The 19,384-nt window shown below is 36.6% G+C and carries 11 protein-coding genes and 2 pseudogenes; 12 read left to right on the plus strand and 1 reads right to left on the minus strand.

What is annotated here, in order from left to right:
- Positions 1-214 precede the first annotated feature (214 nt).
- Entirely contained in the window at positions 215-1,279 is a 1,065-nt protein-coding gene (locus HUK62_RS04040; protein WP_176537152.1) for a hypothetical protein, read from the plus strand.
- Between the two features lie 38 nt (positions 1,280-1,317).
- Here the strand turns inward: HUK62_RS04040 and HUK62_RS04045 are convergent, their stop codons facing one another.
- Positions 1,318-2,250: a hypothetical protein gene (locus tag HUK62_RS04045; RefSeq protein ID WP_176537153.1), complete on the minus strand. Its 933-nt coding sequence runs from the start codon at positions 2,248-2,250 to the stop codon at positions 1,318-1,320.
- A 618-nt stretch (positions 2,251-2,868) separates the two neighbouring features.
- Between HUK62_RS04045 and HUK62_RS04050 the strand changes: the two genes are divergently transcribed.
- The 11 genes and pseudogenes from HUK62_RS04050 to radA all read left to right on the plus strand — a co-directional run bounded on the left by HUK62_RS04050 (position 2,869) and on the right by radA (position 19,301).
- Positions 2,869-3,753 (plus strand): inovirus-type Gp2 protein, encoded by an 885-nt coding sequence (locus HUK62_RS04050; protein ID WP_176537154.1) that lies wholly within the window; start codon positions 2,869-2,871, stop codon positions 3,751-3,753.
- A 121-nt stretch (positions 3,754-3,874) separates the two neighbouring features.
- The gene (locus HUK62_RS18955; RefSeq protein WP_180105872.1) at positions 3,875-4,141 is read left to right on the plus strand and encodes a hypothetical protein; all 267 of its coding nucleotides are present in this window, start codon (positions 3,875-3,877) and stop codon (positions 4,139-4,141) included.
- A 17-nt stretch (positions 4,142-4,158) separates the two neighbouring features.
- Complete coding sequence (locus HUK62_RS04055) at positions 4,159-5,193, plus strand: DUF932 domain-containing protein (protein ID WP_176537155.1); 1,035 nt, start codon at positions 4,159-4,161, stop codon at positions 5,191-5,193.
- A 158-nt stretch (positions 5,194-5,351) separates the two neighbouring features.
- On the plus strand, positions 5,352-6,419 hold the full coding sequence (locus HUK62_RS04060) for a lambda-exonuclease family protein (RefSeq protein WP_161419583.1): 1,068 nt from the start codon (positions 5,352-5,354) through the stop codon (positions 6,417-6,419).
- Between the two features lie 286 nt (positions 6,420-6,705).
- Entirely contained in the window at positions 6,706-7,605 is a 900-nt protein-coding gene (locus HUK62_RS04065; RefSeq protein WP_176537156.1) for a hydrolase or metal-binding protein, read from the plus strand.
- A gap of 15 nt (positions 7,606-7,620) precedes the next feature.
- Positions 7,621-7,852 (plus strand): annotated as a pseudogene (locus HUK62_RS04070) (AlpA family phage regulatory protein).
- A 111-nt stretch (positions 7,853-7,963) separates the two neighbouring features.
- Positions 7,964-10,801 carry an SNF2-related protein gene (locus HUK62_RS04075; protein WP_176537157.1) on the plus strand — a complete coding sequence of 946 codons (2,838 nt, stop codon included), beginning with the start codon at positions 7,964-7,966 and terminating at the stop codon, positions 10,799-10,801.
- Positions 10,802-10,944: 143 nt separating this feature from the next.
- Positions 10,945-14,103, plus strand: coding sequence for a site-specific DNA-methyltransferase (locus tag HUK62_RS04080; protein WP_176537158.1), 3,159 nt, complete (start codon positions 10,945-10,947; stop codon positions 14,101-14,103).
- A 6-nt stretch (positions 14,104-14,109) separates the two neighbouring features.
- A complete protein-coding gene (locus HUK62_RS04085; RefSeq protein WP_176537159.1) occupies positions 14,110-17,532 on the plus strand; it encodes a DEAD/DEAH box helicase family protein in 3,423 nt (1,140 codons plus the stop codon).
- Between the two features lie 21 nt (positions 17,533-17,553).
- Positions 17,554-17,751: pseudogene (locus HUK62_RS04090) on the plus strand (cell filamentation protein Fic); the annotation flags it as partial.
- 158 nt (positions 17,752-17,909) lie between these two features.
- Positions 17,910-19,301, plus strand: coding sequence for a DNA repair protein RadA (gene radA, locus HUK62_RS04095; protein ID WP_161419588.1), 1,392 nt, complete (start codon positions 17,910-17,912; stop codon positions 19,299-19,301).
- The last annotated feature ends 83 nt before the right edge of the window (positions 19,302-19,384 follow it).

Genomic DNA, 19,384 nt, shown 5'->3' on the forward strand with positions numbered 1-19,384 from the left:
GGTTCAATTAATTAAATGATTTTTATCAAGTTTATTTTGATTTTTGACTAAACCGTCATCAATCGACTTGATGTGGATATTGTAAAAAAACTGAAAAAAAGGAAAATGTCGTTAAGTGGTACATCTTTGAGGGAATGCAGTGGTTCGAGTAACTGAGTGGAAGATTTCGGCGTTTAATATTTTGGACTATATTTTCATACATGACCTAGCATCGATGTCTACTTTCTCTGATTTGAAGAATGAATTTTATGGCTATGTCACTGATGAGATTGATACTATAAATTCACAGAGAGGATTTACTGAGTATAGGGCTGAAGTATATAAGCATTATCTGTTGTGTGGGATTGAATTAAAATTAAATCAGGTATTTGAGTCAAGATTTAAAAGAATTATTGATGAGGTATTGCTTAGAGTAAAGAGCAGTGGCTTCCCAGTATCTACATATTTGCAAGATGTTTTGAATATATGTGGGCACTCCAATATTTCCTGTTTGGATGGAACAGTAAAATATAAATTATTAGCTCAATTTTTGTATTTTGATTTTGACTCAGCATCAATGTCATTTTTTAATAAATTGTTGGAACTTAAAATATTAAGTACTGGACGACTTAAAGAGGATAAGATGAGCCCTAAACATAAGGAGGAAATGAATAGAGTCTTTTTAAGGGTATTAATGTTTTGTGAGTTCGAGATATTAAAAAAGCAAATAATTCATAACTATAGCAATATGTTCATGAGATTAGATTTTAATGATATCATTAATGGAAATGTTAGGATAATCAAAGATTTATTAGTTTTAATAAATAAAGAGATAAATCATGAGGAAATGATATTTCATGGTGATGTTAGGAATGTTTCTGCACTAGCTGGAGCTTTTTTCTTTATCGAGGGAAGTGCAAATAATATATATCACAATAAAAAGCAAGTTAATTATAGACCAGATTATAATATCTCAATTAGTGGTGCTTATGATTGTAGAAAAAACTCTGTAAGTAATTTAAATGATGAAGAGAAAAAGGTTTGTACAGAGTATGCAGGAAATAAAATGAAAGAATATGGTTACACATTTAATCAAAGAACATTTTATGATAATTCTGTTAGGCTGTATAGTCTTTATCAATTTATTAGAATTGTATTTGATAATGTCTCAATAGATATAAAATGGCATTATAATTTTGTAGACCAGCTTTGCTATGATGATCCTTATCCAGAAATTTATAAAACTGGATTAAGACAAGCAATAGATGGCTTGCAAATGTACAAGCCAAAAAAAGAGTAATTATAAAATAAGGTTTGAGCTAGTAAAAATTAGTACAGTCAAATAGAATATACTAACTTCCCATCTACAATAATACTTTCTTCAATTGCATATTTATTAATTAAATGTTCAATCATCCTATCTTCATTTTTATTGTGTTTTGATGCGAGTATTTTAAGTAAATCTTTAGTTAAATCTGTTAGGAAATAATGATGTTCTCTTCCTTTCCTATTTTTTTGATAAGATTTTTGATACCAAGCATTAGACAATTGTTTCTTTAAGTTGATATAAGCATGTTGATTTGCATAGTACATAATATCAAAAATTGAATTAACCCAAATGCCAAAGTCAGCATCTTGTAAAGGCGTAAATTCGATCTGATTAAAATCCCTAAAGTCTGATGTATTTTTGTCGATGTAAGTTTTTGCCCATTTATAGAACTCAGGATGATCATAATTTTTAAAGTGCAAAGATTTTGCACTGATAATTTCGCTATGCTTTCTTTCTATTCGTTCAAGTTCTCGACTGCTTCTATAATATTTTCTATAGGTAAAAATAATATAAAGGAATCGAACATAGGTGTTTGAAATGGATGGGTTTTGGCGATAAATATCACGATTATCAAATGATATTTTATAAAGTGCAAAACTCAATAATCGTCTATTTGTTTTATATTTTGAAAAATCACGACTTCTAATCATGAGTTGTTCTTTGTACTCCTCAATCAAGTCCATGATAGTTTCAGAAAAAGTTTCTGTCTTATCCTTTAACCCATCAATTAAATAGTTTTTTAATTCATTAAGATCTTTGATTGAATTTAATTTATCAATGTCCTTATCCATTAGTTGTGGATCATGTTCATCCTCTATATCTATACGTGATTCAAACTCAATTGTGTCCTTATTGATAACATGAAGTAACCAGACACTATCTTCTGTATTCAACTCTTTAACCAGTTTGATTAGATCATCATTGCGTGATGTGTAGCTCATTGTGCTTTCCTTTACTAAGATTTATATAAACTTTATTAAAGGTGAGTATGAGTTTCAACGAATTTTTCTGTATGTTTTCCCACGATTTAGCATGATTTTTTAATAATTTTTTTATAGCTCATAGGAGGCACACCAAAGCACAATTCTGTACCCACGACCTGCAATGACACACCATACAATCCTGTATCATTTGGCTTTGTCATTCAGATGATAGGAGTGACAAAATTGAAGTTATGCAAAAGGCAGTTTTGTGATAGTCCATGACCAGATATTGTAGATAACCACAATGATAGGTCTCTAATATCAGTGAGACAATCAAAGAATACTGATGAATGACACCAGATTTTTGATATATTTACCATCGGATAACTTTAATTGGATTTATCTTGTTTTATTTAAAATCTGATTATGCTGGAAGCCTTGATATTGTTATGTTTGAATAATGCTTTAGTTTATTTTAATTTTATTTTTAATTATGTGTAATGACTTTGTTTATAAATATATAATCAACCTGTTAAATAAATCAATAAAAGATATTAATTCAATAATATCTATTCTAAAATTTAATTATTAAAATAATTGTCACTTCATATAGTTCTAAACTATAGGTAAGTGACCATGAAGTTTGAAAATACATCATCAAGTGAAATCTGTGAAGCAAATCTATCCATTGAGATAGAGGATTTTATTAAATCGAGTTTACATGCAAAAAGACAGCCTCGATCTTTTTATAAAAACTTTTGTGAATTACTTCTTGATTTTGATCAAGTCTATAATCCCGATTTTAGTTATTCAAGTTTATTGCAGTTATTTTGTAATTTATTATATGAGTATCACCTTGATTTGGATTCACCAACAGACTTGTTTAGATGTTTAAAGCGTAGATCATTTGATGATTGGCAAAGATATTTCAATACAATGGAAAGTGCTCATTTAAATGAAAAGCGACAACATCGTTACAATGAAAGTCTGAATGCTAAAAACCTGGATAGTCGATTAACTGAATTGACCGAAAGCTATAAGGCTCTATTGGTTGTAAGTATTGAGTTGAGTTATATCCCGAATGCTAATATCCAAAAAGTAGAGGATGATTTGGAGCATTTCCTTAGAAAAGTAAACCGTTCTAAATATGGGGATGATGTATTGCTACTGGTCTGGGCTTTGGAACAAGGAGTTAAAAGCAAAGGCTATCATTGCCATGTTGCATTTATTTTTGATGAACGAAATCGTATAGAGGCATGGAAGATTGCGAATGATATGGGTGAATTATGGGAAGATATTACAGATGGGGATGGACGTTATTTTAACTGCCATGATCGTCGTTATTTAAAGCAATATGAAGAAAATGGAATGGTTGGGATTGGCATCATTTACAGTAATTTAAAGTACCAAGTGGATAGGATGCGTGCGGTTTTATTATATTTAGCCCGACCCAAGAAAGAACAATATCTCAGGATTAAATCCACTAAAAAGATGAAAACCTTTGGTATGTCACAACGTTGATCCCAAAAAATCACAGATATACATCATTAACATGAAGATTGAATGTTTTCTTTTTCCCTTACATTCAAAAACATAGGCTTACCCATCGGTAAGCCTTTTTTCATTTAATGAGGATTATCTTATGAATATTACATGCCCATATTGCTACTCTGAAAATGTTAGTCGCTCAACATCAGCATCTAAAAGTTCCAATACTTATGGTTCTATGGCAGGTGCAGGAGTCGGTACGATGATTTCTAAAAGCTTGCCTATACCGATGTCACCTTTATTGGGTGGATTAATGGGGGTAGTTGTAGGGGGGCTAATTGATAGTTTGACACAGCCATCACAACCACAGCAGCCTACCGCTTATTTCCATTGCAACAATTGTCAATGCAATTTCAACTAGGGACAGGAGAAATTATCATGGCACATCAACTTGAACAAATGGCGTATGTTGGTGAAACCCCGTGGCATGGTCTGGGTAATCAGCTTACGCAAAATCAACCCATTGAAGTCTGGGCACAGCAGGCAGGTATGGACTGGCGGATTGAATCATCCGATGTCAGCTACATGGCAAAGAATGATCGGGGGCAATCTATCATCCTGCCGTATGAGGAACAACGGGTCTTATACCGTTCAGATACTCATGCACCCTTGTCGGTGGTCAGCCAGCGTTTTCAGGAAGTTCAACCCAAGGAAATCCTTGAATTTTACCGTGACCTCACTGAGCAATCAGGTTTTGAACTGGAAACAGCAGGTGTATTGAAAGGTGGTAAAAAGTTCTGGGCTTTGGCACGTACGGGACAAAGTACAGCCTTGAAAGGTAAGGATGTTAGTAATGGCTACATTCTACTGGCAACAGCATGTGATGGCACACTTGCCACGACAGCACAGTTCACTTCCTTTCGGGTTGTATGTAACAACACCTTGGCGATTGCCTTACGCAATGGCAGTACCAGTGCAGGCGTGGTGAAAGTTCCACATAGCACTCGCTTTGATGCAGAAAAGGTCAAACAGCAACTGGGTATTTCAGTCCGTGCATGGGATGACCACATGTATGAAATGAAGCAACTCAGTCAGCGTAAAGTCACCCAACAGGAAGCGACAGCCTATTTTGATGCGGTATTTAACAATACCAATCTCAGTATTGCTGAACAGGATGACAGCATTATCCAGTTCTACCGTAATGTGGCAAATGAAGCCAATGCAACCAATAAAACCGAACCGAATGGACGAGCCATGTCGAAAGTCATGGATATGTTTAATGGTCAAGGACGAGGTGCAGAACTCAGTTCAGCCAAAGGTACAGCCTATGGTTTGCTGTGTAGCATCACCGAATTTGTCGATCATGAACGCCGAGCCATGAGTACCGATCACCGACTGGATTCAGCATGGTTTGGTACAGGTGCAGCCATTAAACAGCGAGGACTGGAACAGGCACTCAGAATGGTGGTCTAACTTTGGTCGGATTTAGAGCCAGTCAAATTAGCCTAAGCAGTATACGCATTGCTTAAATGATGTGTTTCCCTCTACCCAAAAACTCCCTTTTGCCACATCGCCCTGATGTGGCTTTTTTTTATGCCGCAATTTTAATTTTTACAGACATGGAGTATCTAATGAACCATATTGTTGAACCACAAACCAGTAAATCCTCAGCCACAACATATTTACCAATTTCACAACCACTATCCAAGCCCAGTTGTAATCGTGCCAAACGCCTAGCCAAAACCAAAGGCATGAGTCGTGAACAATGGTTACAGGTACGCAAACAAGGCATTGGTAGCAGTGATGCAGCCGCAGCCTGTGGGCTTAATCCTCACATGAGCATGTTAGAGTTATGGATGATTAAAACAGGTCGGATGCAGAACCAGCCTGATCAACCGACCCAAAACAGTTATTCCCCCTTATATTGGGGTAATCAGCTTGAGCCTTTAATTGCCAACTATTACCAACACAAGACAGGTCATAAGGTGCGTAAGGTCAATGCGGTGTTACAGCATCCTGATCCTGACAAACACTTTATGCTGGCGAATCTGGACTATGCCGTTGTGGGCTGTAATGAAGTACAGATATTGGAATGTAAATCAGTGGGGGAATGGGGAACCAAACTCTGGCGTGATGGTGTGCCTTTATACGTGATTATTCAGGTACAGCACCAACTGGCAGTGACAGGCAAACAGGCAGCGCATATCTGTGCCTTGATCTGTGGACATGAAGCCAAGATTTTTAAGGTTGAACGCAATGAAATTGTGATAGACCAAATCATGACTTCTGAACGGATATTCTGGAGCTGTGTGGAAAATGACATACCACCGAGTGTTGATGCCAGTGCATCGGCAGCCAAAGCCCTGCAACTGCTTTACCCACAACATACCCCTTTACAGACCGTTGATTTCTCCACACTGGAGGGTGTTGATCAACTGTTTACTGACCTGCTGCATGAGGAAAAACAACTGACTGACCATCAAACCAAGTATGACTATCTCAAACATCGGATTCAGGCACTCATGAAAGATGCCGAGAAAGCCATCTTTTCCAATGGTACTGTGACATGGAAAAAATCAAAGGACAGTGTGGTACTGGATCAAAAGGCATTATTACAGGCACAGCCTGAGCTATTAAACCAGTACCCACAGCCCCGACAAGGCAGCAGACGCTTTAATATTTATTCTGCAACAACCTAAATCGTCTGACTAAACAAGTTTTAGACCTATTTCCATCACACACCACATCAAACCATTTTATTTCCCTAAATTTAGAATTTGTGCAAAGTCGCCCCTCTTGTCCTTTCCCTAATACTAAGGAAAAGACGGTGGAGCAGCTTTGCATTTTTTATGTTCGCACAATGATTTCTCCCATGACCTATGACTGGAAATCGTTTTTTCAGGAGGATTAAAAATATGGTGTAGGAGACAGTGCCTTCAATGGATTTGGGGAATCCGTAAACAAATGCAATAAAGGATAATCACCATGATTAAAGGTTTAGCAATTACCCCACCTGTGTTGGGACGTATCAGCATTGGCAAGATCGTTGAAAAGAATGGCAAACGTCTACCTGAAAAGGATGACCAGTTTACCATTACCAGTCAAATCCAGACCAAAGATGGCTGGGTCAAACATCCACTGGATGAACAGTTACGTGCCAAGGCACAAAACCAAAAACTGAGAACCATTCCAGTCCGTATGATCTTTAATGAGCCTGAACTGAATCTACGAGCCGAGTACAGTTTATTTGACCGACAAACAGGACGCTTAATCTGCTCAGGCAATGGTGAAAGCTGTCAGCGTCTTGGTCAAAATGGGGTTGAGCAACATCCATGTCCATCACCTGATCTATGCCCACTGGCACAAGGTGGACTGTGTAAGCCTTATGGCAGGCTGTATGTCAATCTGGATGAATCAGATGAGTTTGGTACATTCATCTTTAGAACCACAGGTTTTAACAGTATTCGGACGCTGGCAGCACGGCTCAGTTATTACCATGCGGCATCAGGCAACTTATTGTCCTGTTTACCATTACAACTTACTTTACGAGGGAAAAGCACCACACAAAGCTATCGTACTCCGATCTATTACGTGGACTTAACCCTACGTGATGGTGTCAATTTACAGGATGCAATTAACTCAGCCAAGCAAATTGATGAACAAAGCAAGGCGGCAGGGTTTTATCAGGAGGCTTTAGATCATGTGGCACGGCAAGGTTATGGCAATGCCAGTTTTGAGGTGGGTGGTGAAGAGGGGCTGGATATTGTGGAGGAGTTTTACACAGATGATAGCAAACTACAGCAACAGCCTGAACCAACACATGATCTGAGCCATGTTCAGGATATTCAGAAAGGGTTGCAGCAGTCGGTTCAGGCTTTGAATTGATTGGGAGAAAACGTCATGGATCTACTTATGGCTCAATCTTTCCAGATGAATCAAATTATTACTGTTAAAGATGTAATGAAGTTCACCAGCAATTAGTCGTTCAAAAATCTACGAACTGATAAATAAGGATTCAAAGTATTATGATCCTACATGTCCTCAACCTATACGGTTAACAGAGATGCGTATTGGTTGGTCAGCTTGGGAAATCCATCAGTGGATTAAGGCTAAGATGGACGAGCGAGAGTAATGGGAGCTATTGCTCCCTTATTTTTTTGTTTGAAATGCATATTTCTTGCTACAAATGTTGTATGTATTTATATTGTAGATAATTTTTTAACAAAATTTTTATCTAAGAATAATGTCTTACACTAACCACCAAATAAAATATTTTGCATGGGAAATTACAAAAAAACGCTCGGCATCAGACGTTGATCGTTTGTCGCAGTCGTTGTTTGATGCTCAGGTCGATGTAAATCCTCACCAAATTGAAGCTGCACTTTTTGCTTTAAATAATCCTTTAAGTAAAGGTGTCATTCTTGCTGATGAAGTGGGATTAGGGAAAACAATCGAGGCAGCTTTGGTGCTATGTCAGTATTGGGCTGAAAGACGTCGAAATTTATTAATTATTTGTCCTGCATCTTTACGAAAACAATGGGCGCAAGAATTACAAGATAAATTTAACCTACCTACGCAAGTTTTAGATTTAAAAACTTGGAATATGGCACGTAAAGATGGTGTTTATGATCCATTTAAAAATGGCAAGATTTCTATAATTTCATATCCTTTTGCAAATCGAATGGAATATGCCTTGGCACAAATTCCATGGGATTTAGTTGTCATTGATGAAGCACATAAATTACGGAATGCTCATCGCTCAAGTAACAAAATTGGGAATAGTCTTAAACGCTCATTGATAGGCAAGAAAAAGTTGTTATTAACAGCGACACCGTTACAGAACACTTTAATGGAGCTTTATGGTTTAAGTACGATTATAGATGAGCACTTATTTGGGGATGAGAAAGCATTTCGTTCTAGATATGTGGTTGATGGTGATATTCAATCGTTAAAAAAAAGAATCCAACAATTTATGCAAAGGACTTTGCGTAAAGATGTTTTGGAATATGTTCCTTACACTGACCGCCATGCTTTAACCGTACCATTTACACCTACGGATGATGAGCAAAGTCTATACAACTCAATCAGTGAGTATTTGCAACGAGAAGTTAGTTATGCATTTCCACAACAACAAAAACATTTAATTTCAATTGTTTTAAGAAAACTTTTGGCATCCTCGACTCCTGCTGTCATTGCAACTTTAGAAGCTATTCAACAGCGACTGAAAAAATTGCTTGAACAGCAGAGTCTAGATGAAGATTGGCTCAGTAACTTTATTGTTGATGAGGATATGGATGAAGAGTTGCTAGATGAGTTTGATGAGGAAGCAGGTCAAGGACAAATAGATGTTAGTTTAATTAAATCTGAAATAGCTGAAATTGAACGGTATATACAGCAGGCTTATAAAATTAAAGATGATAGTAAAACTTTTGCTTTGCTTTCAGCCATTGAGCAAGGCTTTGCTCGTATGTTTGAAATGGGAGCGAAACGAAAGGCTGTTATTTTTACTGAATCTAAACGTACTCAGGAATACTTAATCGCATTCTTGGAAGCACGAGGATACAACGGAAAAGTAATAGGATTTAATGGAAGTAATACATCTGCAACGAATACAGGTATTTATCAAAAGTGGTTGGGCAAATATTTAGGGACTCAACATGTTACAGGCTCACCAGCAATTGATCGGCGCACGGCTTTAATCGATTTTTTTAAGAATGAGGCAGAAATACTAATTGCGACAGAAGCAGCAGCAGAAGGTGTGAATTTACAATTTTGCTCTTTGGTCATTAACTATGATTTACCATGGAATCCGCAACGTGTGGAACAACGGATAGGTCGTTGCCATCGTTATGGTCAGGAATTTGATGTTGTTGTGGTTAATTTTTTAAATGAAAGGAATGAAGCCGATCAGCGAGTTTTAGAGTTACTTAAAGATAAATTTCAATTATTTGATGGTGTCTTTGGTGCCTCGAATGACATTTTAGGGACAGTTGAAAGTGGTATAAATTTTGAAAAACGTATATCTGAAATTTATGATCAGTGTCGTAGTCCAGAAGAAATAGAACAAAGCTTTAAGCAATTAAGAGATGAACTTGAAGAACAAATCAATGAGAAAATGAAACGGACTCAAGCATTATTACTTGAGCATTTTGATGCAGATATTCATGATTTATTAAAGGTTCAGAAGGAAAGAGCTGAACATCAACTAGATAAAATTAGTCGATTATTCTGGCAATCTACAAAATATATTCTTGCTAACTTTGCTAAGTTTCACGATCACAATTTAAGTTTTGATTTAACTAAATCTCCAATTTTGAATGCGCCTTCAGGGAAATATCAACTTATACGCAAAGGTGAGCGGATTCCTGAAAATACTTTTATTTATCGTTTGACTCATTCTCTTGGTGAATTTGTTTTAGATAGTGCCAAAGGATTACCCACACCAAAACAATTCATTCAGTTTGATTATAGCCAATATGGTCAAAAAGTAACTCTGCTGGAGGGGTTAAAAGGGCAACAGGGTTGGCTATCTATTACTGTCTTGAGTTTGGATTCTTTTCAAGAAGAAGAGCATATTGTGATCACGGCAATGACCGATGATGGTAAGGTTTTAGATGTGGACTTATGTGAGCGGTTGCTTCAAGTCAATGCAACAGTATTGTCTGATGTAGTAGACCCGATTCCTGAAATATTTAAGGCAAATATTGATAAGCAGTATCAAGTTGCATTAAACCATGCTTTGGAGCTGAATGATGAGTTTTTCAAAAAGGAACGGGATAAGCTAGAACAGTGGGCTGAGGATAGTTTGCTTGCCGTGGAGAAAATGCTTGAAGATATAAAGTTAAAAATATCTAGTCTGAAACGAGAGTCTCGCAAAGCACCTGATATTGAAACTGAAAAACGACTACAGGAAGAAATACAAAAAGCTGAAAAAGAAAAACGACGCATGCGACAACAGGTTTTTGATGTTGAAGATGAAATAGCGGATAAGCGGGATGCGCTGATCGAAGCATTGGAGCAAAGACTACATCGCTCAAGTAAAGCCGAGAATTTATTTGTAGTGAGGTGGCAGTTGGTTTAATACCAATTGCTATTTTTTTCTACAAATTTTTTTTATATTCAAAGTTATTTCTAGTATCCTTATCAGTTAATTTTGCCTAAGCAATTTTGACTCGCTTCACCAGAACCTATTTATCATAAGGTTTTGAAAAATAGGAAATATTCATGAGTACTCAGTTTTCTGCACTTGTTTCTAAACTCAAAGAGATTTTTCAAATCAATCGTCCTGATTTGGATTTTGGAGTTTATCGCATTTTAAATGCACGTAGTGCCGAAATTGCTGAGTTTTTGGATAAGCGTTTAAAAACCAAAGTAGAGCAATATCTTGGCGAAGCAAAGTCGAGTCTTGATGAAAATGTTTTAAAAGAATTAGAAGCTGAGCTGAAAGCGGAATTTGGTAAACGTGCTTTTAATGAGCAAGGTGAACTTATAGATGCTGAAGCAATAGAAAGTGCATTAGGTCAAAAATACATTGCTTTAACCCAAGCTGATGCACATGAAATGACAGATCAGTCGCAAGTGTATAGTCATTTGCTCACGTTCTTTAGTCGTTATTACGATGATGGTGACTTTATTAGCCAACGTCGTTATAAGGGTGATACCTACGCTATTCCTTACTCTGGTGAGGAAGTCATGTTGCATTGGGCAAACAAAGACCAGTACTATACCAAGTCAGGAGAGATGTTTAGCAACTATCGTTTTAAATTGAATGATGGGCGTTCAGTTTTATTCCGTTTGGTGAGTGCAGATACAGCGCGTGAAAACCGCAAAGATAATGATAAAGACCGCCGCTTTATTATTGTGACTGAACCTAAGACCTTTATTCGTATAGATGAAGAAGGTGCAGAGTTTGAAGAAACGATTGTTCCATTTTCGATTCAAAATAATGAACTGACCATTCTTTTTGAATATGCAACGTTGCCTAAAGGCTCAAAGCAAGAAACATTAAATACAGAATCGTATAACAAAATTGTGAGTGCAGAAGTTTTAACTACTGACTGGCTAAATGATTTAGCTCAACCTGCACCGACTGAAAAAGAACCAAAGCGTACAGTGTTGCAAAAGCATTTGAGTACCTATACGCAAAAAAATACAGCAGATTATTTTATTCATAAAGACTTAGGTAAATTCCTACGTCATGAACTTGATTTCTATATTAAAAATGAAGTGATGCATTTGGATGATGTTGTGAGTACGGATCAATTTATTCAGATTGAACGTCAGCTCAGTATTATTAAATGTTTGCGTCAAATTGGTTTAGAAATTATCAGTTTCTTGGCTTCGCTTGAAGACTTTCAGAAAAAGTTGTGGCTAAAGAAAAAGTTTGTCGTCAGTGCTGAGTACTGCATTACTTTAGACCGAGTAGATGAGTCTTTATATACTGAAATTGCAGGCAATACAGCACAGTGGCAACAATGGGAAGATTTAGGCTTTAAAGGAACAGATGCAGGTTGGGGAACGGTTGATTATTTAAAACAATACCAAGCTTTGATGGTCGATACATCATTATTTAGCTTAGAGTTTAAGGCAGAGCTTTTAAAACGAATTGATGATTTAGACGCCCAAACTGATGGTTTGATCATTAACAGTGATAATTTTCAAGCTTTAAATTTAATAAAAGATAAATATGATAGTAGTATTCAATCTATTTATATTGATCCACCATACAATACAAATGCTTCTGAAATTATTTACAAAAATGGATTTAAACACTCATCTTGGCTTTCACTTTTGGATTCTAGATTCGATTTAACCAAAAAATTAATGAATAAAGACTCACTAATATGTGTGACTATTGATGATGTAGAGAAAGATAAGCTAAAAATGCTTATGGATTATTCATTTGGGTATGAAAACTCTATGGGTACGATTGTTATTCGAAATAATCCATCTGGTAGATCGACAACAAAAGGAGTTTCGATAGCTCATGAATATGGTTTACTCTACAGTAAAAGTGAATCAGCTGTTGTTGGGCGTCTTCCAAGAAATGAAAAGCAAGATTCAAGATATAAGGAAGTTGATGAGGTCGGAAAATTTGAATGGGTTAATTTTAGAAAACATGGTGGCATGAAGTCTGATGCACCATCAATGTATTACCCAATTTTTATTTCGGGAGATACCTTGCGTATTCCTGATATGGAATTTAATGAAATATCTAAAGAATGGTTATTGAAAGAAGAGCCTAGAGGAAATGAAGTTGTTATTTATCCAATAGATGAGCACGGTTTAGATCGTCGTTGGAAATGGGGCATAGATCGATTTAAAAACGAACTTAATAATTGTAAAGTCAGTAATGATAAATCTGGTAAAAAAGCCGTTTATATTAAAGCTCGTATGAATGAAGATGGGGTTCTTCCAATGACTTGGTGGGATCAAAAGGAGTATTCAGCGACTGCATATGGTACAAATTTATTAAAAACTTTTTTCAAAAGTCTAGATAGCTTTTCTTATCCAAAAGCTTTAAATGCTGTTAAAGATATGTTGAAAGTATTATCGAATAAAAACTCGAACAATATTGTATTAGATTATTTTGGGGGATCTGGTACAACAGCGCATGCAACGATTGCTTTAAATCGAGAAGATAATGGAAATCGAAAATATATCCTTGTGGAACAAGGTGAATATTTTGATACAGTCATTAAGCCACGTATTCAAAAAGTAGTGTATTCAGCAGACTGGAAAGATGGTAAACCAACCAATCCTGAGTCTGGTATCAGCCATTGCTTAAAAGTTGTGAAGCTTGAAAGTTATGAAGATACGCTAAATAACTTAGAGTTGGTGCGTAAAGGTACTCAACAGACACTTTTGGCCGAGCAACAAACTTCAACTAAGCTTGACGATCAAAATGCCTATAGTGATTATCTCATGCACTATATGCTTGAGCTAGAAAGCAAAGACTCCTTGCTCAATGTTAAAGATTTCCTCAAGCCATTTAGCTATCAAATGAATATCACCACGGATAGCGCAGGTGCTTTTGAACGTAAAAATATTGATTTAGTTGAGACTTTTAACTATCTGATTGGGCTGAATGTTCAAGAAGTAGATTATCAGTTAGATAAAGGCTATGCCCAAATCACAGGTAAATTGCGTACAGGTGAGTATACGACGGTTCTATGGCGTGACTGTGAAAAAATTGGCTATGCAGAACTCGATCAGTTACTTGCAAAACTTAAAATTAATCCAAACGATGGTGAGTACCAATTGATTTATATCAACGGTGATCACAACGTGGCGAGTAAGTACACCACCAAAGAGGGTGAAGAAAAGCAACTCAAAGTCCGTTCGATTGAACAAACTTTCTTAAAAAATATGTTTGAGGAGTAATGCACTGTGGCAAAAGCTCCTAAAGCAAAAACGAAAGCGGTTAAAGTTAATTTTCACGAGCAATTGATTTTAAATAAATGGCTGTGGTCGAAATTTAATCCAAATCGTTTGGAAGGTATGAAGCAGCAGCTTGATTATCCTCAGTTTGAGGGAATTGAGCATGAAGGGGATAATGCAGGTCAAACTAAATTTTTTAGTGTGATTAGCAATACCTTGTTTAATAAACAAGTTGTTGATATTGATGTGCTACGTCGCTATGACTTAAACATTGTGAAGCATTGGCAAAAAATCACTGAAAAGCGTAATGAAATTGAAGGACATGTTTTAAATCTAAAATACTTCCAATACCTTTCATTGCTTTTTACAGAACTATATTTAGATCAATATTTTCATCATCAAGCGGACATGCTCAATGAGCTGAATGTTGAGCTTGAACAATATAACCATGATCAGAAAAGTGATGCAGAGCAATTTCAGCAATATTTGCCTGAAGACCTAAATAAAATCGGCTATTGGAATGCGACGGGCAGTGGTAAAACATTGCTTATGCATGTCAATATTTTGCAGTATTTAGACTATTTCCAACATCAAAATGCTGGCAGCACTTACCCAGACCAAATCATTTTACTTACACCGAATGAAGGTTTGAGTGAACAGCATTTACAAGAACTCACTGACTCAGGTTTTCAAGCGACCCTGTTCGATAAGCAGAAGAGTCGTAATAGCTTGTATCGAGATGAAATTCAAATCATCGATATGAATAAGCTGAGTGATAGCGATGGTGATAAAACCGTTGCGACGATGAGCTTGGAAGGCAAGAATCTGGTTTTGATCGATGAAGGGCACCGTGGTACGAGTAGTAGCGCAGGTGCTTGGATGGAGCGTCGTGATATTCTTACTAAAGATGGCTTTAGTTTTGAGTACTCGGCTACCTTTGGTCAAGCTGTGAGTAAGGCAGACAACGTCTATAAACGTTTTGAAGATGCAAAAAAACAAAAAGCCAAAATGCTGTATGGTATGGCGATTAATAAGTTAACCGAAGAACAGAAAAAAAATATTCAGCTTGATGAATTAGAACAGCAAAAATATCGTCGGGAAGCGCTTCGAGAAGTATATGCTAAAAGTATTTTGTTCGATTACTCGTACAAATACTTCTATGCAGATGGCTATGGTAAAGAAGTCAATATTCTGAACATGAAAGAATATCATGAAGATGATGAGCGCAATCTATATCTTACAGCTTGCTTACTATCGTTCTATCAACAGCAATATCTATTTAAAAAGAATCAGGCAAAGCTAGCAAAATTTAATATTGAAAAGCCACTGTGGGTATTTGTCGGAAATAAAGTTAATGATGATGACTCTGACATTTTAGCCATTGTGAAATTCTTGGCGGATTTCTTAGATGCTTCTCGTAAGAGTAAGGTGATCAGTTGGCTGCATGACTTAATTACTAATACATCTCGTTTGGTAGATCCTAAAGGAAACAATATTTTTGCCAATCGATTTGCACCTTTACATGGTCACAATGCAACTGAGCTTTACCAAGATATTTTAAAAAGTTTTTTTAACGCTACAACCAATCAACGTTTGAATGTAGTACGTATCACGGCGAATAAAGGTGAGTTACGTTTACAGGTCGGAGAAAATACTCCTTTTGCAGTGATTAACGTAGGTGATGAAAAAGGCTTATACGATAACTGTGATGAATCAAGCAAAACACATTATTTAAATGCACGTACTGATGATTTTGCAGAGTCATTATTTCCTACATTAAATAATGATGATAGTGAAACACATCTTCTAATCGGTTCACGTAAATTTACCGAAGGTTGGAGTAGCTGGCGTGTCTCGACCATGGGCTTGTTGAACATGGGTTCAGGTGAAGGTGCTCAGATTATTCAGCTCTTTGGTCGTGGGGTGCGTTTAAAAGGTGAGAACTTCTCTTTAAAACGAACACCAAGAGAAATTTATAGTAAGGCTGAATATAAAGGTCTGCATTTAGATTTGATGCAAACTATTAATATTTTTGGTTTACGTGCTGACTACATGGAAAAATTCCGCGATTATCTAAATGATGAAGGCATTATCCTGAATCAGGATTTAGTCACATTGGATTTTCCAACCAATAAAATTCAAGCGCCTCGCTTAAAAACACTCACATTAAAAGATGGCTACAAAGATAATCAAGCGAATGGTTTTAAGGCTCAGTTAAAGCTTTCGATGTTTAAGATTCCAAAACAATACGAAGGTAAAATCAAAAAACCTTTTGTTGTTTTGGATTTGTATCCTCGCTTGCAAGCCTTTCATACCGATAAGTCAAAGCGTCAAACAGACGTTAAAGACAAACGCCAAGAGCATGAGATTTCACCAAAAATCATGTGTATGTTTGATTTTGATGAAATTTACTTGCAACTTCAGCAATATAAGTTCCAACGAGGATATAGCAACTTACAGTTGAACGTTGATGATTTACAGGAGTTTTGCTTAAGAGATATTAAGACCTCTACAGAAGACTGGTACAAGCTTTTGATCGATGGATCAGAATTATCTAGTGATGTAGGTGGAATTAAAAAACAGCAAGCGATATTAACTGAGTTGTTACAGTCCTATATGGATAAGTTCTATCATGCGATTAAGAATGCCTATGAAGGGCAGTTTTATGAAGTGACAGAATTTAGCTTGGATGATAAGGATTTGCCTGTACAGATTTGTGAGCAATATACCCTTACTGCTAAAGACGGTCAAAATAACGAGGCACAAGAAGTATTTGATCGTTTGGAAACACTGAAAGATTTGGTTGCCAAAGGTGATGTAGAAAAATTAGCACCTTGGAAAGAAGATGGTAGCTTTAGAGCGATTACGTTTGATCGTCATTTGTTCTATCCGTTGTTGGATAAGAAGGATGAAAGCTTACCATTTACATGGTCACCAATGCTATTTGACTACACTAGTCATACCCAAAGTAGTGAAGTGAAGTTTGTTCTAGATTTGCAAAGTTATATTAATACTCCAGCTGCTGATGATTTATTGAAAGATTATGAGCTTTATTTATTGAGAAATGCTGATAATAAATATCGTGGTTTGGGTTTTGCCTTGGCAGGTAATTTTTACCCAGACTTTTTGTTATGGTTAGTGCATAAAGAAACAGGAAAGCAATTCTTAACTTTGGTGGATCCTAAAGGTATTCGTAATATGAATCATGACGATGCCAAGATTGAGTTCTACAAAGAGATCAAAAATATTGAAGCAAAACTCGATCATTCTGACTTGATTTTGAATAGCTTTATTTTGTCTATTACCCCAATGAAAGATATTCTGAATAACTCTCTTTCTGAAGAAGAGTTTGCTGAAAAAAATGTCTTATTTATGGTGGGTAATGGGACAGCTTATCTTGAGCAAATGTTGAAGAAAATTTTTGTTCAATAAAGTATGGGACAAATTGAAAATATGAAATACCAACCGCCTTATACTATCACATCTAAAATCATTTACCTGATTGCACAGATTAGTGAGAATATAGGGCGCCTGACTGTTTTAGAAGAAATCCAAGACAGCTTAAAACTACGAAAAGCCAATCGTATCCGTACCATTCAAGGCTCACTGGCGATTGAAGGGAACACTTTAAGTACGGAACAGATCACGGCATTTTGAATCTATTTGTAGTCATTTACCTTTCAATTCATTTTTAAAAGAACATTTCCCCTCCATTTTCAACTAATTCCCCCTTATTTCACCGCCTTACTTGAGATTGAAAAATCAACTTGATAAGGTGCTTTAGGTAATTAAAAACTAGAGTTTTTACAGTGGCTAAAATTACAGTTTATGTATGTCGTGATTGTGGCAAGGAGGAGGATATTTGGATTGGAGAGTGTCTTCAATGTGGAGCATATAATAGTTTCAGCAAAACAACAGTTGAACGAAAGGCTCAACATCGGGCTACAGCAGGTTTAAGTCATTCTGGCTATGCAGGACAACAACATCATATTACCAAATTAAATATGGTGAAGATGAGTCAGGAACTTAGGTGTTCAACAGGTATAGGAGAATTTGATCGTGTATTAGGTGGTGGGCTAGTCACTGGATCAGTGGTATTAATTGGTGGTGATCCTGGCATAGGCAAATCAACGCTACTTTTACAAACTGCTACGCATATCGCAGAAAATCAATCGGTTTTATATATCACAGGGGAGGAGTCACTGTCACAAGTTGCTATGCGGGCTAAACGATTAGGTTTGCCACTGGACAGACTGGATGTCATGGCAGAAACGAAAGTAGAACGCATTTGTGAGATATTAACGGAACAAAAAACTTCTATGGTGATTTTGGATTCCATTCAAACTTTATATACGGAGGCTATTCCTGCTGCATCAGGCAGTACATCACAAATTAAAGAATCTGCTGCAATTTTAACCCGACTTGCAAAACAAAGAGGGATGTCTTTACTTATTGTTGGTCATGTGACCAAAGATGGTGTATTGGCTGGCCCTCGTGTACTGGAACACATGGTTGATTGCGTATTGTATTTTGAGGGGCAAAGTGACTTACAGTATCGAATGATGAGAGCTGTTAAAAACCGCTTTGGGGCTGTAAATGAATTAAGTGTTTTTGAGATGACAGATCAGGGGCTAAGGGAAGTTATAAATCCGGCAACGATTTTCTTGGATCGCTATGGTGAGGCAGTTGCTGGTTCTGTTGTCATGGTCAGTCGAAATGGGGTGCGACCATTTTTAGTCGAAGTACAGGCTTTAGTGAGTGAAACAAAAACTACACCTAGACAACTTATTTTAGGACTGGAGTATAATCGCCTTACTTTGCTGTTGACCATTATGAAAGAACAAGCCAACGTGGATATTCTTGAACATAATGTCTATGTCAATATTGTGGGTGGATTGAAAATTACAGAAACAGCGTCAGATTTAGCTGTTCTATTGGCTTGTGTATCGAGCCTAAAAAATCAACCCTTACCTCACGATATGGCTGTGTTTGGTGAAGTAGGTTTGTCTGGCGAGATTCGGTCTGTACCCAATGCACAGGAACGTATAAAGGAAGCACAAAAGAACGGATTTAAAACTGTAGTCGTACCTAAAGTGAATCAGCCAAAGCAAGCTTTGGACTCTATGCGAGTGATTGCTGTGGAGTATCTGTACCAAGTCTTACAAATTGTTTTTGATCAAAATAGTGAGCAGCTTGAGTAAGTAGGATAGATCAAATTGGTTTTACCTGACATTATCTACGGCGTTTGCTGTAAAAAATGAGCTTCATCTAGTAAAGTAGCGAT

Source organism: Acinetobacter sp. NEB 394, from assembly GCF_013374795.1.
GTDB classification, from domain to species: Bacteria; Pseudomonadota; Gammaproteobacteria; order Pseudomonadales; family Moraxellaceae; genus Acinetobacter; species Acinetobacter johnsonii.

Excerpts from the sequence above, each read along its gene's own strand:
- HUK62_RS04040 (WP_176537152.1), top strand. The coding sequence starts at position 215 with ATGTCTACTTTCTCTGATTTGAAGAATGAATTTTATGGCTATGTCACT.
- HUK62_RS04045 (WP_176537153.1), bottom strand. The coding sequence starts at position 2,250 with ATGAGCTACACATCACGCAATGATGATCTAATCAAACTGGTTAAAGAG.
- HUK62_RS04050 (WP_176537154.1), top strand. The coding sequence starts at position 2,869 with ATGAAGTTTGAAAATACATCATCAAGTGAAATCTGTGAAGCAAATCTA.
- HUK62_RS18955 (WP_180105872.1), top strand. The coding sequence starts at position 3,875 with ATGAATATTACATGCCCATATTGCTACTCTGAAAATGTTAGTCGCTCA.
- HUK62_RS04055 (WP_176537155.1), top strand. The coding sequence starts at position 4,159 with ATGGCACATCAACTTGAACAAATGGCGTATGTTGGTGAAACCCCGTGG.
- HUK62_RS04060 (WP_161419583.1), top strand. The coding sequence starts at position 5,352 with ATGAACCATATTGTTGAACCACAAACCAGTAAATCCTCAGCCACAACA.
- HUK62_RS04065 (WP_176537156.1), top strand. The coding sequence starts at position 6,706 with ATGATTAAAGGTTTAGCAATTACCCCACCTGTGTTGGGACGTATCAGC.
- HUK62_RS04075 (WP_176537157.1), top strand. The coding sequence starts at position 7,964 with ATGTCTTACACTAACCACCAAATAAAATATTTTGCATGGGAAATTACA.
- HUK62_RS04080 (WP_176537158.1), top strand. The coding sequence starts at position 10,945 with ATGAGTACTCAGTTTTCTGCACTTGTTTCTAAACTCAAAGAGATTTTT.